The organism is Chthonomonas calidirosea T49 (genome assembly GCF_000427095.1).
Taxonomy (GTDB): Bacteria; Armatimonadota; Chthonomonadetes; order Chthonomonadales; family Chthonomonadaceae; genus Chthonomonas; species Chthonomonas calidirosea.
The window spans coordinates 1,924,555-1,940,683 of record NC_021487.1 but is presented as its reverse complement, the minus strand read 5'-3'; the positions used below and the strand labels follow the sequence as shown (position 1 = coordinate 1,940,683).

Here is a 16,129-nt window from a genome sequence, read left to right as displayed (position 1 = left end):
CGATCGCTTACCTGCGCTGGTGAAAAAGCGATTGCGAGAGGGCATAGGGAAAAGGCGCTTCCAACATGGCGACATTGACCAGTTGAGGAAGACAAACGGGGACTTAAAGTCGCCGGCGTAAGGCGATTAGCGACAACGCTATGGAGAACAACACTGTAGGGGATTTCGCGACAGAGCCGTTTACGGCATCGCTGCCGCAAGAGAGGTAAACGAACCGGCTTTATCCCAACGCTGGGACCGATTTACACTTGCAGTCACAAGCATACTCTGCAAGCTAGAGATATACTACCAAACAATGTACGTGCTTGTCAATAGCTTGGATAATTTTTTAATTTTCTTACTAAGCGTTTTTTTTGACCGATCTTTGTCGGCATCGCCACGAGAGAGGTGTGCAGGAAAGAGAGGCTCTTTCCTGCACAGAGAAGCTTTTCTAGATATCGTAGTACAAGGCGAACTCATAGGGATGAGGACGCAGGGCGATCTGTTCGATCTCCTGCTTACGCTTGTACTCGATATAGGTTTCAATGAGGTCTTGATCGAAGACCCCGCCCTTTAGCAGATACTCATGATCCTCCTCCAAGGCCTGCAGGCTTTCGGCGAGGCTGCCTGGAGTTTGGGCGATGCCGTGGCGCTCCTCCGGCTCCAGCTCGTAGAGGTCTTTATCAATGGGGGCTGGAGGCTGGATTTTGTTTTCGATGCCATCGAGACCGGCCATCATCATGGCGGCGAAGGCCAGATAGGGATTGGCGCTGGGGTCGGGAGCGCGGAACTCGATGCGCTTAGCCTTGGGCGATTTGCTGATCATGGGAATGCGCACGCAGGCCGAGCGGTTACGGGCGGAGTAGATCAGGTTGATGGGCGCCTCGTACCCAGGCACAAGCCGCCGATAGGAGTTGGTGGTGGGGGCGCAGAAGGCCAGTAGAGAGGCCGCGTGCTTGAGGATGCCACCGATATAGTAAACGGCAAGCTCGGAGAGCTGTCCGTAGCCCTTCTCATCGAAGAAGAGGGGTTTACCATCTTTCCATAGCGACTGGTGAGTGTGCATGCCGGAGCCGTTATCTTGGAAGAGCGGTTTGGGCATAAAGGTAACGGTGTAACCGTTTTGAATGGCGGTGTTTTTGATGATGTATTTGTAAGTCTGAAGCTTATCGGCCATGCGAACAAGGGTATCGAAGCGCATGTCAATCTCGGCTTGGCCGGCAGTCCCTACCTCATGATGCTGCATCTCGACCTCAATGCCCGCCTCAATGAGATTGAGCATCATTTCGGTACGCAGCTCCTGCAGCGAATCGAGAGGCGGTACCGGGAAGTAACCGCGTTTATAGGGGATCTTATAGCCGAGATTGGGCTTCTCATCGCGCCCAGAATTCCAAATGCCCTCATCGCTATCAATGAAGTAGTAGCCGGAGTGGGTGGTCTGGTCGTAACGCACGTCGTTGAAGATGTAGAACTCGGCCTCCGGCCCGAAGTAGGCGGTATCGGCGATACCGGTGCTCTTGAGATAGGCTTCGGCTTTATGAGCCACCTGTCGTGGGTCACGGTTGTAGCGCTCGCGGGTAATGGGGTCCACGATGTCGCAAACGATATTGAGGGTCACGACATCGAAGAAGGGGTCTATAAAAGCCGTATTGGGGTCGGGCAGAAGCAGCATGTCCGACTCGTCAATGGTTTTAAAGCCCCGAATGGAGGAGCCATCAAACGCGAGGCCCTCCGAAAACACCTCTTCTGTGAAGGCGGTAGCGGGGATGGAGAAGTGCTGTTGCTGTCCGAACAGATCGGTGAATCGGACATCTACAACGCGCACTTCGCGCTCCCGAGCGAACTCAATTACCTCTTTTGGTGTGGTCATTTAGCGTTCTCCTTAAGGGTGGTAGATGGTTTTTATAGAACACAGAGCGATGCAGCAGGGATGGTTTATGAATAGCTTACGTAGAGATCGGGAAAGACCGCACGCGATGGTCGCAAACTCTTTTAAAAGCGATCTCCTGCAAAAGGCACAGAAAAGCCATTTGCAGTGACATCGCAAAAGGAGGAGTGCCGTATGAGGGAAAACAGCATCAACGGCCCGACCACGTCAAAGGGGTCTTTCCAATTCCAAAAACAGTCGCACCGTTGCGCCTGCTCACGCCGAGGTAAAAACCACAAGCTACGCTGCTGTTCGCTTTACATTGGAGAGTATAGCATCTTTTTGAAAAAGTTGTCAACCATGCACGTTATTGTGCATTTATCTCCTAGCGATGGTGCGGTATAATGAAAAAACGGCAGACCTTCGGGCACGCAAACGGCACTCTCACCTCGTTGTTCGTTGCAAAAAATCGGTTTCAAATAAAACGAAGGGCCGATGATATGCCATAAGTCCGTAAGACAAACACCGATACAAGGAGAGAGGGAATGGCCTTTCATCGCATTTATCGGACCCTAATCGCTTTTTTGCTTTGCTCTTCGATCGCCTTCGCGCAAGCACCTAACTCTCCGCAGATTCCTCCCCCGCCACCCATGTTCACACCGCAGGAGTGCGCCCAGATCGTCGCCTATTGGCAGGCGCCTGGGCGCTTAAGCACAGGTTTACCACCCGATTCACTTAAGCACGGCCCATGGCAGGTGCGCCTCACGCCCGATGGGTCGAAGTGGCTTTTGAACTACCAAATCGTTATCGGCGCGGCGACAGCCCCGCCAACCCAACAGCCCACGCAGGCGCAATCGCCCTATGCGAGCTGGAAAGCTTGGGTGCAGGCCAAGATCGCCTGGGATCGTTACCAGGCTCAAAAAGTGGCCGACGCAGCCAACGCTGCCCTCGGCTATTCCGTTCCGAAACGTGCCGCTCCACCCCCTTTCCCTGGCCCTATTCCTCCTGATCTGCTCGCTGCCTGCGGCGATCCACCGCCCTTTGCCAACGCGGTAACGCCGCTTCAGACCACCGTTACCTTCGATGATGGCGTCTCTTTTACCTATCAAGACAACATAGATATGCCTCCGGCCTATGCCTACTATCGCTTCCCACAAGGCACCGATACGGCAGGTATCTCACTGAAGGCTATGCCCCAGCAGGAGCTGCAGGCGCTCTTCGATGCCGCCCACCTTACCCCCGAACAGGCTCATGTATTGGCCGCCGTTTCCCCATTAGAAGGGGGATTCGATGCCATTAATACCTATGACACCGGCTATGTGTCCGTCGGCTTTCTTCAGTTCATTACCGCCGCCAACGGAAAGGGCGATCTCATACCGGTGCTTCAGAGAGAAAAGAGCGAAAACCCTAGCGCGTTTCAGAACGATTTTCATCGCTTTGGAATAGACGTGACTCCAGATGGCACGCTCGATGTGGTAGATCCGGATACAGGGGCGGAGCTGGTCGGCGCCCAAGCCGTAATGAAGGTGATCGCCGATCGGCGCCTCACCGCTGTGTTCCAGCGAGCCGGACGTCTCAGCACCCCGTTTCGCATCGCCCAGATCGAGACCGCTATTGCCAACTATTGGCCCGCCGATTTCCCTGTGACCGTACAGGTTAACGGCCAGACTCTCACCGGCAAAGTCTCCGATGTTATCCATTCTGAGGCCGGCCTTGCCACCCTTTTCGATCGGCAGGTGAATCGCGGAAGCATTAATCCCTTTCCAGCTGTGCTAGCCCAGGTGATGCAGGAGCACAACCTAACCAACATCGGCGATGCGGCCCCGTACGAACAAGAGATCGTGGCAAAATGCCGTTATCGAGCCGATTTTCTCAAAAACCCGCACCTCTCGCAACCACCTCCTTTGCCAAGTACTGAGAACGACCCAACGGGAAAATAGGGCCGAATCTCCTCTATGGGTGCAGGCAGGGAGCCTTCCTTATTTACTCTTGGCACGGTTTATGGGTGTACCGTAAAGGAACTAATGGGGTAGAAGGAACGTTCTCTAGAATAGAAATATCATTGATGAACAATATATTGCGATGCGTTGACTCCTTCTCTCAAGAGAAGGTATACTCCGCCGAAGGTTTGTGAAAAAGCACACAAACTTAGGGGCATAAAATGCCTTTCGGAAGAAGGGACGTCTGTTAAAATAGCCATGTCGAGCGTTGCCCGCAAAAAGCCGCTGGTTATCGGCGAAAAATCCCGCTATGTGCGGGCCATGTTCGCCACTATCGCCCCACGCTACGACCAGCTTAACTCCCTTCTCAGCTTCCACCGACACCACGCTTGGCGGCAGCAGGCGGTACGTTTGGCGAAAGTGGGGCCTGGGGAGCGTTGCCTCGATGTATGCACGGGCACGGGAGATTTCGCACTTGCTTTAGCGCGCGCCGTGGGCGAACAGGGAACGGTTGTGGGAGCCGATTTCTGTGTTCCGATGCTACAGATCGGCCTTCAGAAGATACGTAACAGAGGCTATCGGCAGATCAAGATGGCTGTGGCCGATGCGCAGGCCCTGCCCTATCCCAACGCCTCCTTCGACGTGGTAACGGTGGGCTTTGGGGTGCGGAACGTGGCCAGTTTGGAGAAAGCCCTTGCGGAGATGGTACGTGTCACACGACCTGGAGGGAGGGTGGTCATTTTGGAGTTCACACGGCCGCGGCCTTCTCCCCTTCGCCCTCTGCTCGACCTTTACCTCTTCAAAATTCTGCCCAATATCGGTGGATGGCTGAGCCGAAAAGAGGCCTACACCTATCTGCCCGAATCGATCGCCCAGTTCGTTTCTCGCGAGGAGCTTGCAGCGGCCATGCAGCGGGCAGGGCTAACCCAAATTACCATCTACGATCTGAATTTTGGCACGGTTTGCATCCATATTGGGGTTCGGCCGGCCTATACCGGGGAGGTTTTACAATGAACGTTGTCCCCATTTCAACAACAAAATCGAGTGGCGTTGTTGCCACAGCAGCCTTCCTTCAGCCTGTAAAGGCCGACCTCCAAGCGGTGGAGGCACGGATGCAGGCAGAACTCGGCTCCGACGTGCGCACCATCTCCTCGCTGTCGCGCCACCTGCTAGAAGCGGGAGGCAAGCGGTTGCGACCCGCCATGGTTGCCCTGGCAGCGCGAGCCGTGAACCCCGACGCCGACCCCACCCGTGTGGCCACCGTTGGTGCGGCAATGGAGTTTGTGCACATGGCCACTTTGGTGCACGATGATGTGGTGGATAATACTGCTATACGTCGGGGGCGTCCCACCGCGAACGCCGTCTATGGAAACGGGGTTGCCGTGCTAAGTGGGGACTACATTCTTGCTCGTTCGATGCGCCTTTTGGCGCTCGATGGAGACCTGCGCATCATTCGCACTGTTTCCGAAGTCACCATAGACATGAGCGAGGGCGAGGTGATGGAGATCGTGGCCACGGGACGTATGGACCTCCCAATACCGGAATATTTCGAAATTTTGCGTAAAAAGACCGCTGTCTTCGTGGAGGGATGCTGCCGTTGCGGAGCCATTTTGGGTGGGGCCAATGAAGCGCAGGAGGAGGCTCTTGCCGAATATGGCTTCCGCATAGGAATGGCCTTTCAGATTGTAGACGATCTGTTGGACTATATCGGAGATCCCGCCATCACCGGCAAACCGCGCGGAAGCGATCTGCGCGACGGTCGGGCCACCCTGCCCCTCCTGCTTGCGCTGGAGGAGATGCCTGCTGAAAGAAAAACCGTGCTGTTAGACGCTTTTGGCAATCCGAACCTCGATGAGGGGGCTGTAGATGCCGTCTGCAACGTGATTGAGAGCACGGGTGCTTTCGAGAAAACCCAAACGCTGGCACAGGGCCATGTGGAGTGCGCAAAACAGTCGTTGACCCTGCTTCCCGAAACCCCATCGCGTACCTGCCTAGAGATGCTGGCTGCCTATATTGTCGAACGAAACTATTGAGGGAGCACTGCGATGACAACACAGATAGTGCCGCAAAAACCCACCTCTTTTAGGATCTACTGGCAGGCGTTACGAGTCTATTCCTTTCCTGCCAGCATCGTGCCTATTCTCCTAGGCACCGTGTTAGCTGTGCAACAGAGCCATCGCTTTTATCTGCTCTCTTTCCTCCTCACCTTGTTGGGGGGCGTGCTCGCCCATGCTGCTGCCAATGTCTATAACGACTACTACGACTATAAAAACCATGTGGATGTACGCCCCGAGCATGGCAGTGGTGTGCTGACGCAACGTTTGCTAAGCGCCAAACAGATGTTTGAGTTTGGCACCTTGCTGTCGGCGGCATCGCTGGCCTGCGGCTTTCTGCTTCTTCTCATGCTCGGCTCTTCCTCCTCGACGGGGGGTATCGTGGGGCTTGTGGTCGTCGGTGCTCTGGCAGCGCTGCTCTACTCAATGGTGTTAAAACGCTATGCCCTCGGCGATCTGCTCATTGTGCTTACCTTCGGTTTCGGCTTCTCTCTGGGCGCCTATCTCACCCAGATGGCCCCACTGAAGCTCGCTTCGGTTGAGCGCGTCCTGTTGCTGAGCCTGCCTGTCGCCTCCCTTGTGGACGCCATTCTCCATGCCAACAATCTGCGAGATCGTTTGGATGATCGGCAGGCCGGTGTGTACACCTTAGCGAATCTGCTGCCTTTGGCGTGGGGAAAGGCGCTGCTGATGGGCCTTCTCTTCTTCCCGCTCTTTTTGTGGTGGTTGGCGTGCTAGGGCATCTGCTGCCTCCCATCGCCTTACTAACGCTGTTGGCACTGCCGACCATTGTGAAAGCCTATCGCACCGTCAATGTCGTGGGAACCGCTCAAGCCCATCTGCTGTTTGGGCTGCTCTACACCTTATCCCTTGGGCTCTCGCTGCTAGCGAGATAGCAAGGTCATAACGCGTTCGTTGAGGGGCGTTTTCCAACAACAGACCTTTTTTCTTGCATGCCCCCCCAAACAACCAGCCCTGAGAAAAAAGTGAGGGCTGCTACGGTGCCGATCGCCCAAGAGTAGCCCATGGCATCGGCCAATATTCCCGCCAATAGGGCGCCGATGGCGTAGCCCATATCACGCCAAAAGCGATAGACGCTCAGAGCACGCGCCCTCCATTGAGGGGCTGCATTATCGCTGACAGCGGCAATGAGCGTTGGGTAGACCATGGCCGTTCCCAAACCAAGGAGCGCGCTGCCAAACAACCAACCGGTGAAGCGGTGGGCAAGTAGTATGAGAGCTATGGCGAGCGCTTGGAGAATGAGGCCTGAAACGATGAGCCCCTTGCGGCCGATTCGATCGGAGAGCGGGCCGGTTCCTATCTGCGCGATCCCCCAGATGGCGGGATAGACGAACTTCAAGATACCTATCCGCTCTACCGATAGCCCGTAGGCGCTAAAGAAAAGAGGGAAGATGCCCCAAGACATTCCATCGTTGAGGTTATTGACAAGGCCAGCTTGGCAGATGGCGAACAACGATCGATTCTTCCAGCTCGTTAGCGAAAACACATCCCGAAACCGTGTTTCGCTCGTTTGAGGGAGCGAATACTGGGCGGCCTCGACAGCGACATGCTGTTGGGTTTCTCGCACAAAAAACCAGGAGAGAAGCAGACCGCACAGTACGTAACCGATGCCTAAGTAGAACGGTTTAGGGCGAAGGCCGTAGAGGCTCGCCAGATAGCCGGTTGCAAATGCGGTGAGGCCAACCATGAAATAGCCTGCAAACTCGTTGAGCCCTATCGCCAAGCCGCGTCGGCGTGGGCCTACGAGGTCTATCTTCATGTTGACGGTCATAGACCAGGCAAGCCCCTGATTCACCCCCAGCAGCATATTGGCAACGTTGACCCCGTACCAGCTTTTAGACCACATAAGGAGGAAGGGAACGGGAAGCCCAAAGAGCCAGCCCAATATCAGAATGCGCTTGCGTCCAAACCTATCTGCGAGGGTACCAGCGAAAAGGTTCACAAAGGCCTTAACGATGCCAAAACTCACGATAAAACTTACCGTGATGGTGTCGGAGGGGAGACGAAATAGGGTGGTGCCTATAAGGGGCAAAACGGTTCGCTCAAGCCCTACCATGCCTCCAACGAAGGCGTTAATAACAATCAGTAAAACAAACTGGGCCAAATTGGCGCGAATGCCGAGCTGGGGTTGGGCATGGTGGCGTTCACGAAAAACGTTAATGAACGGCACAACGATTCGCTCCTGCCTCTAATTCGGTGACGGGCTTTTCCAATGTCTCTAAGCTGCCGCTTTCGTTAATGCGAATGATTTCGAGGTAGTTCGGTGGTGTGGGTGGAATACGCGCAAGGATGGTATCCACAAACGTCTGCTTATCTCTCTCTTTTAGCAGCGGGGTCGTCTGATATATCTCCCCCAAGGTTCTCACAAGGGGATGGCCGTCAAATGGGATCGGCCTATCGGTATGTCCTGGAAGAATGAGGGTAGAGGGTGGGAGCGACTGCAGTCGCAAAAGACTATCGTAGAGCAGTTCTGCGCGTCTTCGTGCCTCTTCGACGTCGGTATGAAGATCGGGCCTACCCACCGCGTCCAGAAAGAGCGTATCGCCGGTGAACAGGGCTTTGTGGTTGAGGAGGTAGCAGGTGCTCTCCTCGGTATGCCCCGGCGTACGACATGCGATGAGATGGGCACGGCCGAAGTCTAGACTATCTCCCTCGTGAAGAGGCGTGAAGGCATAGTGAACGCGGTTCTGTTCCGGTAGGTAGAGGGTTGCCCCCGTTTGACGTGCCAAGGTCAAAGCGCGTGAGATATGGTCGGCATGGACATGGGTATCTATCACCGCTCTGATCGTCCAGCCACGTTGCTGTGCGAGGGCTTGATAGACTTGAGCCTCCACAGAGGGATCTATCACCGCGGCTTCCTTTTCCGACCCGATCATATAAGAGAGGCAGCCCTTTCCGGTGCGGCGCACCTGCAGTATCTCCACGCCCTCTTCAAAAGGAACTTCTGCGGTGTTATAGGCTAAACTCCACGCCTGCATGCCTCCTTCGAGCACGTAGGCTTTGACGCCGCGCTGGTTTAAAAGCTCCGCGGCTATCGCAGCGGTCACCCCCATGTTACAGACTAGAACGATGGCCTCATCGAGTGGGAAGTTAAGGCCGGCCAAAACGGAGGGATCGCGGGCAGCTACCGCATCATAGATGTCTAGGTGTAGACTGCCTGGGATATACCACTCTTCTCTGTCTTTGGTGTGGCGAATATCTATGACAGTGATGGGTCGTCCCTCTTCTAACCATCTTTGCAGTGTCTCTACTGAAATGGTGTTCATCGGCTTTCTCCTCCCACTTCTATGGGTAGGCCCTCGTCCTGCCAATCCGGCAATCCCTCCGACAGCCTTAAAGCTTTAAAACCGTGCTGTTTAAGAAGGGCGACCGCCTCATCGGCAAACACACAGTAAGGCCCTCGGCAGTAGGCAACGATCTCCTGATCGCGTGGCAGCTCCTGCAAACGCTTTTCCAGTTCCTCCAAAGGCATGGCTTTCGCCGCGGGGATGTGCCCTTGAAGATACTCCTCGTAGGGGCGTACATCTATGACGATGACGTTGCCCTCGGCGAGGCGCTCCTTTAGCTCCTGCAGGGTTATCGCCTGCAGACTGTCCCTGTTGTTGAAATAGCTCGCGACCACCTGTTGTATCTCGGCGAGGCGGGTTTCACCGAAAGTCCGCAGGGAACGCCATACAGAGAACACATGAGGATCGGCAAGACGGTAGTAGGCGTAGAGGCCCGAACGGCGTACATCTACAAGACGTGCTCCGCGTAGGATTTGCAGATGTTGCGACACATTAGCAACCGATAGCCCCGTCTCGCGCGCCAAGTCCTCCACCGTTCGCTCGCCTTGGGCGAGGAGATCAAGCAGCTCAAGGCGATGTGGGTTGGCCAAGGCACGGCCAATGCGAGCAAACTGCTCGTAAAGGGCCTCTTTAAAACAACGTTTTTCGCTTGTTGGCATGGATGTTGGCGCTCTTCTGAGAGACTCCATATTCAAGTATTTTCTATAATACTTGAATATGGACAGGGGTGTCAAGGAGGCATGCGGTGAGGAGGCGGCTTTTGGGAGCAAAAGTGCTATAATCTGAAGGCGGAAAGGTCGAATGATGTTGGCGAAGCGCATTATTCCCTGTTTGGACGTTAAGGCAGGTCGGGTTGTCAAGGGGGTGAACTTTCTCAACCTGCGCGATGCGGGCGACCCGGTGGAGTTGGCGGCAAAATACGACGCCGAAGGTGCTGATGAACTCGTGTTTCTCGACATCACCGCCAGCTACGAGCAGCGCGACCTTATTGTGGAGGTGGCCGAGCGTGTGGCCGAACAGGTTTTTATTCCGTTCACGGTGGGGGGTGGCATTCGTAGCGTGGAGGATTTCCGACGCATTCTCTGTGCTGGAGCCGATAAGGTGGCCGTAAATACGGCTGCCGTGAAGCGCCCAGAGATCCTCACCGAGGCAGCCGAGCGTTTTGGGAGGCAGTGTGTGGTCATCGCGATAGACCCACGTCGGGTGGGCACCTATCCAGACGGCCGGCCGCATTGGGAGGTCTACGTGAACGGAGGGCGCACGCCCACGGGGCTAGACGCCATCGAATGGGCGCAACAGGCAGAGGCGCTGGGCGCTGGTGAGATACTGCTTACCAGTATGGATCGCGATGGCACACAGCTTGGCTATGACCTTGAGCTAACGCGAGCGGTGGCTGAAAAGGTAGGAATACCGGTGATCGCATCGGGCGGAGCTGGCACGCCCCATCACTGCTTAGAAGCGCTCACGCAAGGCAAAGCCGATGCCGCCCTCATCGCCTCCATGGTACACGATGGGCACTACACGATCGCTCAAATCAAGGCCTATCTCGCGGAGCACGGAGTTTGTGTGCGTTAGTCGCCGTATAGAGATGATTTCCGAAAGAATAACCAAACGTTTGAACGCAGGAGTTTTTCACGATGCAGGTGCCTCGAGATCTCAAATTCGACTCAAATGGCCTCATTCCGGTGGTGGTACAAGATGCCGAAAACGGAGAGGTGCTGATGGTTGCCTATATGAACGAGGAGGCGGTGGAACGCACCATCCAAACCGGACGTGCTACCTACTGGAGTCGTTCCCGACAGCAGTTCTGGGTAAAAGGAGAGACCTCTGGAAACGTGCAGCGGGTGCGGGAGATCCGTGTGGACTGCGATAAAGATTGCCTACTGCTCAAGGTCGAGCAGGTGGGAGCTGCCTGCCATGAGGGCTATCGCTCCTGCTTTTTCCGTAAGGTGAGCCAGGATGGCGATCAGCTTGAAGTCGTCGAGGAACGACTTACCAATCCCTACTAGATCTATCAGGGGTTTTTCACAACAACATGCGCTGCGTCCCCTCTCCCTTTGGGAGAGGGAAGGGTGAGAGCCGTTAGATCTATCAGGGGTTTTTCACAACAACAGGAGATACGTTCCCTCTCCATCTGAAAGAGGGTGAGGGCTACTAAATCTGTCGGAGGTTTTAACAACAAGAGATGACTTTTTTCACCCATTTCGCGCATTCGCTGCTGCCGCTGCTTTTTCTGCTTCCAAGCGCCGCGGTCGCCGCACAGGTCGTAGAGACGGCGCACTATCGCCCGCCGGCTGTGCCGTTGGTGGTTCATGACCCCTATTTCAGCGTCTGGAGCATGAGCGACCATTTAACGGACGACTGGACGCGCCACTGGACGGGCGCTGTGAACGCGATGTGTGGGCTTATTCGCATTGATGGCAAAGTCTATCGGTGGGCTGGCCCGCAGCCGAACCTGCCTCAAACGCCGCAAGAGGTCGGGTTGGTGCTGCCCAGCGGTGCGCATCTTCCCACCGAAATCCCCCCAATGGAGCAGAAGGGCCTTACCATTACGCCCACCCACACAACCTATCGGTTCCTCGCAAACGGTGTGGAGTTAGAAGTGGAGTTTTTCAACCCCCTGTTGCCAAATGAACCCGACGTGCTCGCGCGTCCTCTTACCTATCTCACCCTCCGTGTGCGCTCCACCGATCACAGGCAACATGAGGTCAGCCTCTACTATGACTGCTCGGCGGAATGGGCTGTCAACACGCCCGATCAGCTTGTGGTGGGGCAGGTAGAGAGCCTCAAAGGCCTCTCCGTAGGACGTTTTGGCACGGAGGCCCAGCCCATTCTTGGCGCCGCCGGCGATAACCGACGCATTGACTGGGGTTATTTTTATCTGGCGGCCGCATCAAAGGGGCAGGTACACTTGCTGAGCGATCAGGTGGCGCGAGGCGCTTTTGCGGCCGGCGGCCTGCTTTCCGAGCAGCCTCCTATCACCCAATGGCCACGGGCTGCCAATGACCATTGGCCGGTGCTGGCTGTTACGTTCCCCACCTTTCCTGTTGCCGATTCGCCTGTCACGCACCAGCTTCTTCTGGCCTACGATGAGCGCTACAGCATCGAATTGATGGGGCAGCGTTTACGCCCCTATTGGCGTCGTAACGGGGCGACGATATCTCAGCTGCTGCCTACAGCGCTAGCCGACTACGCCGCGCTCGAAAAACGCTGTCGTCTTTTTGACCAGCAGTTTATGGAAGATATGCGCCATGTTGGAGGGCAGCCATATGAGCGCCTTATGACGTTGGCCTATCCGCAGTGTTTGGCGGCACACGGCTATGCTGCCGGCCCAGAGGGTCAACTCCTTCTCTTTCCGAAAGAGAACTTCAGCAACGGCTGCATTAGCACGGTGGATGTTATCTATCCATCTGCACCTCTGTTCCTCCTCCTCAACACCAACCTGCTCAAGGCTTTGTTGACGCCGGTAATGGACTATGCGGCCTCTCCGCGCTGGAAGTTTCCTTTCGCTCCTCATGACCTCGGCACCTATCCGCTCGCCAATGGCCAGGTGTATGGTGGAGGGGAGAAGAGCGAGGTGGATCAGATGCCGGTGGAGGAGAGTGGCAATCTGCTTATCCTCATGGCGGCCGAGGCCAGCATTGATGGGAACGCCCATTTTGCCGAACGCTACTGGCCGGAGCTGGAGAAGTGGGCCAACTATCTAAGGCAGAACGGGCTTGACCCAGCCAACCAGCTCTGCACCGACGACTTCGCCGGTCATCTTGCTCATAACTGCAACCTTTCGATTAAGGCCATTGTAGCCTTGGGTTGCTTCGCAAAGCTTTGTCAGATGACAGGGCGTACAGAGCAAGCGCAAGAGTACGCGCAGTTAGCGCATTCGATGGCGCAGCAGTGGATGAAGATGGCCGACGACGGGGACCATTATCGCCTTGCTTTTGACAAGCCGGGCACCTGGAGCCAAAAGTATAACTTGGTTTGGGATAAAATTCTTCATCTCAACCTTTTCCCTGAAAGCGTCGCACGCAAGGAGGTGGCCTTCTATCTCACCAAGATGAACCCCTACGGTCTACCACTGGACAATCGGGCTACCTACACCAAACTCGATTGGGAGGTGTGGACGGCGACCCTTGCGGAAAGCCGCGCCGACTTCGATGTGTTTATGCGCCACATCGAGGCGTTTATGAACAACACCCCGAATCGCGTTCCGCTTACCGACTGGTACGACACGATCACGGCAAAGCAGATGGGTTTTCAAGCGCGCTCTGTGGTTGGTGGCATCGCCATCAAGCTATTGGCCGATCCCACCCTATGGCATAAATGGGCGCAGCGCGCTCAGGAGGCTGAGGCACAAACCTCGCCATCTGTCGGGGAGCGCTAGAAAACGAAAACCGGTCGCTATCGCTGACAGAGAGTAGGGGCGCCCGGCTATGCGCCCCTACAGACATCACCCTACCCTTTTGCGTCAAACCTAAATGCAGGTATTTCGGCTAGGCTTAAGGCAATACCCTTTGAGCCTCTCTCAGTGCACAGGGCCGGAATAGCCGCCTTGAGCGGTGCTGTTAAGCAGTAGCGTTACAAATGTTTCATGGCAGTAGGGTTCCAGATCTACTGTATGTAACTGTAGGGATCGCAGAGCGCCATTAGGCCATCTATTTTCCTGTAGGTAGAGTACCGGTCGCTTATCTTTGCTTTGAGGAAGTGCATGGACATCCACACCGGTATTTGCGACCAATTCGAAAAGCGTTCGCTGTTCTTGTGTAAGCCCATTGATGGAAAGGCCGGCAGGCGACTTCGCTTGCTGGCGTTGTTGGGGAGTGAGGGAAGCGAGCAGGCGCAACGCCCATCGATTCCATACGGGATGTAGAGAGGGTTCACGCCCTTTTTGTAAGTCTGGGATGTCTGCATGCAGGTTTTCATTAACCCGCTGATACCACAGTAAATCCACCTGGGCATCGGTTAGTTTTCCAAAGGCTTGCAGATCGTTCCAATCAATACAGCGCTGTTTGCTGAGCCATGAACTCATTTTTTCGACGAGATCGGGGGGCGGTTCATCTTCGTGGTTTGGTATTTGGGCTGCAACGGCCTTTTGGAGAACAAGGGAGCCTTGCAGAAGCAGAGCTAGCAGGGCGGTGCCCTGGTGAACCCACAGAGTTCTTAGTTGCATTTTGGTCTCCATGCGAGCCCTTAATGGGCAGCAGCTTAAAACAATCGTTTCCTTCAGTTATCGTTAGGGCACATTGCCACAGCTCGGATCATAGGTTATATAGGGACCATAACCCGAACCATAAGGTTGTAAAGGAGGTACCCAGGCAGTAACTGTTCCATTCGACCACTGTGCCTCTCCAGACCAGTAAACTTCAACGCACGAATAATTGGCTACTGAAAAGGTATGGATGATAGTCGGCCCTAACCCACTCCCATTGAAGGTGTAGGCGCCACCTAGATGCCAGTTACCTGTGGATTCATCTTGTTGAACAGATTTTATCGTCACGCTCATGACAGTAAGTCCAGTGGGTGCTGTGGCTCGAACGGTGATGGAGTATGTTTGTCCAAGTCCCACGCCCGTAGGCGGAATAGGTAATCCGCTGGTCTTGACCGTTTGTGCAAAAGCATGTGAACCTAAGATCACAAGCTCGCAAAGACAGAGCAGAATGGGATCAACGACCCACGATAAGCCCGTTGCATATAGATATCTCCTTTTTCTTTTTTGTTGTAGGCGAGTTCCATGCGAATAGCCTACAAATATTATGACATGGTTTGCTTCCAATGTCAATAAAGATTTTATCAAGCTATTTTTAATTGTCTGACTGCTGCCGATGAGCAAGCGGCGAGATAGCAAAAGGCACATCTTGTTTTGCGAAGGCGAAAATGCCAAAACAAAAGCCTTTTGCCTCTCATGTCAAACCTAAATTCAGATTTGAGCGACAAAGGTATTAAGGAAGGTTGAGGCTTGTGGTTTAACGAAGAAGATGTTTTTGAAACCAGTCGCGGATAGTAAAAATGATCTCCGGATTAAGGATATGGCCGGAGTTTACCTCGATGACGCGTAGGTTTTTATCGTTGCGCGCAGCGGTGACGAGCGCTTTTGAGGCGGCCGGCGGAATGATCTCGTCGTACTTGGCGGTGAAGATGAGCATGGGCCGTGGGGCAATGCGCCCAATATAGTAGATGGGATCGGTGATCTGGGACACGCTTTGAATGACCTTCATCACCTGTGGGTTGATGGTGATCGGCCAGTGAGCTCGCAGCAGGGGGTAGGAGGCGATATGTTCGGCGATCTGCACGAACCCTCCGCCCGGAACGGCCAAACAGAGGGCTGCTACTCGACTGTCCACGCCCCCTAACACGCTGCCAAGCATGGCGCCCATGGAGAAGCCAAGATAGCCGATGCGGTTTTTGGCGATGTCGGGGCGGCTCTGCAGGTAATCTATGGCCCGTCGCAGGTCTACCACGGTCTGTACCCAGGCATCGCGGGCTGTGTAGGAGTTTGGCAGGAAGATATCGCCGCTGCGTTCGGGGCGCTTTCGATCGCCGCAATACTGTGCATCTATAGAAAGAGCGGCACAGCCGATACCGTTGAGCATTTCGGCACTGGCCTTTACATAGGAGCTATCTTTATTCCCTCCCGAACCGTGCATCACGATGACGGCCGGGTAGGGAGCTTTACCCTGTTTGGGGAGCGCTAAAATGGCGGTAACGCGCTGATCGTGAATGCTATCGTAGGTCAGCAGGTAGCGAATACCGGTCGAAGTGGTGTCGAGGGGTTTTAGGGTGGGGTGGAGCGGTAGATCGCTATCGTATTGGTACCAGGCCAGGCGACATGCCTCGGAGAAGGTAGGAACCGATGGGGAGATGGCGTAGGCATAGGTGGTAGTGGTGATTGCTAGCAACAGAAGCGCTCCCTGCAGAGCACGTAACATCCTCATGATCGCTCCATTTTTTAGAATCGTGTAGAGAGAGTCTACACTTTTCCCTTAC

General features: G+C 54.9%; 15 protein-coding genes. 8 read left to right on the top strand and 7 right to left on the bottom strand.

The window, feature by feature from the left end; all coding sequences use genetic code 11:
- Positions 1-430: 430 nt before the first annotated feature.
- Positions 431-1,849, bottom strand: a complete 1,419-nt coding sequence (gene glnA, locus CCALI_RS08025; protein ID WP_016482982.1) for a type I glutamate--ammonia ligase — start codon at positions 1,847-1,849, stop codon at positions 431-433.
- A 542-nt stretch (positions 1,850-2,391) separates the two neighbouring features.
- Between glnA and CCALI_RS08020 the strand changes: the two genes are divergently transcribed.
- The 5 genes from CCALI_RS08020 (at position 2,392) to CCALI_RS16100 (ending at position 6,736) form a co-directional block, all read left to right on the top strand.
- Positions 2,392-3,786 carry a hypothetical protein gene (locus tag CCALI_RS08020; RefSeq protein ID WP_016482980.1) on the top strand — a complete coding sequence of 465 codons (1,395 nt, stop codon included), beginning with the start codon at positions 2,392-2,394 and terminating at the stop codon, positions 3,784-3,786.
- A gap of 258 nt (positions 3,787-4,044) precedes the next feature.
- A complete protein-coding gene (gene ubiE, locus CCALI_RS08015) occupies positions 4,045-4,800 on the top strand; it encodes a bifunctional demethylmenaquinone methyltransferase/2-methoxy-6-polyprenyl-1,4-benzoquinol methylase UbiE (protein WP_016482979.1) in 756 nt (251 codons plus the stop codon).
- Positions 4,797-5,819 carry a polyprenyl synthetase family protein gene (locus CCALI_RS08010; RefSeq protein ID WP_016482978.1) on the top strand — a complete coding sequence of 341 codons (1,023 nt, stop codon included), beginning with the start codon at positions 4,797-4,799 and terminating at the stop codon, positions 5,817-5,819. Before ubiE ends, CCALI_RS08010 begins: the two co-directional genes overlap by 4 nt.
- Before the next feature lie 12 nt (positions 5,820-5,831).
- Entirely contained in the window at positions 5,832-6,578 is a 747-nt protein-coding gene (locus tag CCALI_RS08005; protein WP_016482977.1) for a prenyltransferase, read from the top strand.
- Positions 6,572-6,736 carry a hypothetical protein gene (locus CCALI_RS16100; RefSeq protein ID WP_156415942.1) on the top strand — a complete coding sequence of 55 codons (165 nt, stop codon included), beginning with the start codon at positions 6,572-6,574 and terminating at the stop codon, positions 6,734-6,736. Before CCALI_RS08005 ends, CCALI_RS16100 begins: the two co-directional genes overlap by 7 nt.
- Before the next feature lie 5 nt (positions 6,737-6,741).
- Here CCALI_RS16100 and CCALI_RS08000 read toward each other — a convergent pair whose 3' ends face one another.
- From CCALI_RS08000 to CCALI_RS07990, 3 genes are read right to left on the bottom strand one after another with little or no spacing between them, the layout of a single operon-like run.
- Positions 6,742-8,031: an MFS transporter gene (locus tag CCALI_RS08000; protein ID WP_016482976.1), complete on the bottom strand. Its 1,290-nt coding sequence runs from the start codon at positions 8,029-8,031 to the stop codon at positions 6,742-6,744.
- On the bottom strand, positions 8,018-9,127 hold the full coding sequence (locus CCALI_RS07995; protein WP_016482975.1) for an MBL fold metallo-hydrolase: 1,110 nt from the start codon (positions 9,125-9,127) through the stop codon (positions 8,018-8,020). The genes CCALI_RS08000 and CCALI_RS07995 overlap by 14 nt, the downstream gene beginning before the upstream one ends.
- The gene (locus CCALI_RS07990) at positions 9,124-9,807 is read right to left on the bottom strand and encodes an ArsR/SmtB family transcription factor (protein WP_016482974.1); all 684 of its coding nucleotides are present in this window, start codon (positions 9,805-9,807) and stop codon (positions 9,124-9,126) included. The genes CCALI_RS07995 and CCALI_RS07990 overlap by 4 nt, the downstream gene beginning before the upstream one ends.
- 145 nt (positions 9,808-9,952) lie before the next feature.
- Here CCALI_RS07990 and hisF point away from each other — a divergent pair, with 145 nt between their 5' ends.
- The 3 genes from hisF (at position 9,953) to CCALI_RS07975 (ending at position 13,529) form a co-directional block, all read left to right on the top strand.
- Entirely contained in the window at positions 9,953-10,723 is a 771-nt protein-coding gene (gene hisF, locus CCALI_RS07985; protein WP_044950105.1) for an imidazole glycerol phosphate synthase subunit HisF, read from the top strand.
- Between the two features lie 62 nt (positions 10,724-10,785).
- Positions 10,786-11,157 carry a phosphoribosyl-AMP cyclohydrolase gene (hisI, locus tag CCALI_RS07980; protein ID WP_016482972.1) on the top strand — a complete coding sequence of 124 codons (372 nt, stop codon included), beginning with the start codon at positions 10,786-10,788 and terminating at the stop codon, positions 11,155-11,157.
- A gap of 176 nt (positions 11,158-11,333) precedes the next feature.
- Positions 11,334-13,529 (top strand): glutaminase family protein, encoded by a 2,196-nt coding sequence (locus tag CCALI_RS07975; protein ID WP_016482971.1) that lies wholly within the window; start codon positions 11,334-11,336, stop codon positions 13,527-13,529.
- 141 nt (positions 13,530-13,670) lie between these two features.
- Here the strand turns inward: CCALI_RS07975 and CCALI_RS07970 are convergent, their stop codons facing one another.
- From CCALI_RS07970 to CCALI_RS07965, 3 genes are all read right to left on the bottom strand, one after another.
- Entirely contained in the window at positions 13,671-14,315 is a 645-nt protein-coding gene (locus CCALI_RS07970; protein ID WP_016482970.1) for a hypothetical protein, read from the bottom strand.
- A gap of 63 nt (positions 14,316-14,378) precedes the next feature.
- Positions 14,379-15,026 (bottom strand): hypothetical protein, encoded by a 648-nt coding sequence (locus CCALI_RS16360; RefSeq protein ID WP_016482969.1) that lies wholly within the window; start codon positions 15,024-15,026, stop codon positions 14,379-14,381.
- An 82-nt stretch (positions 15,027-15,108) separates the two neighbouring features.
- Complete coding sequence (locus CCALI_RS07965) at positions 15,109-16,077, bottom strand: alpha/beta hydrolase (protein ID WP_016482968.1); 969 nt, start codon at positions 16,075-16,077, stop codon at positions 15,109-15,111.
- Between the last annotated feature and the right edge of the window lie 52 nt (positions 16,078-16,129).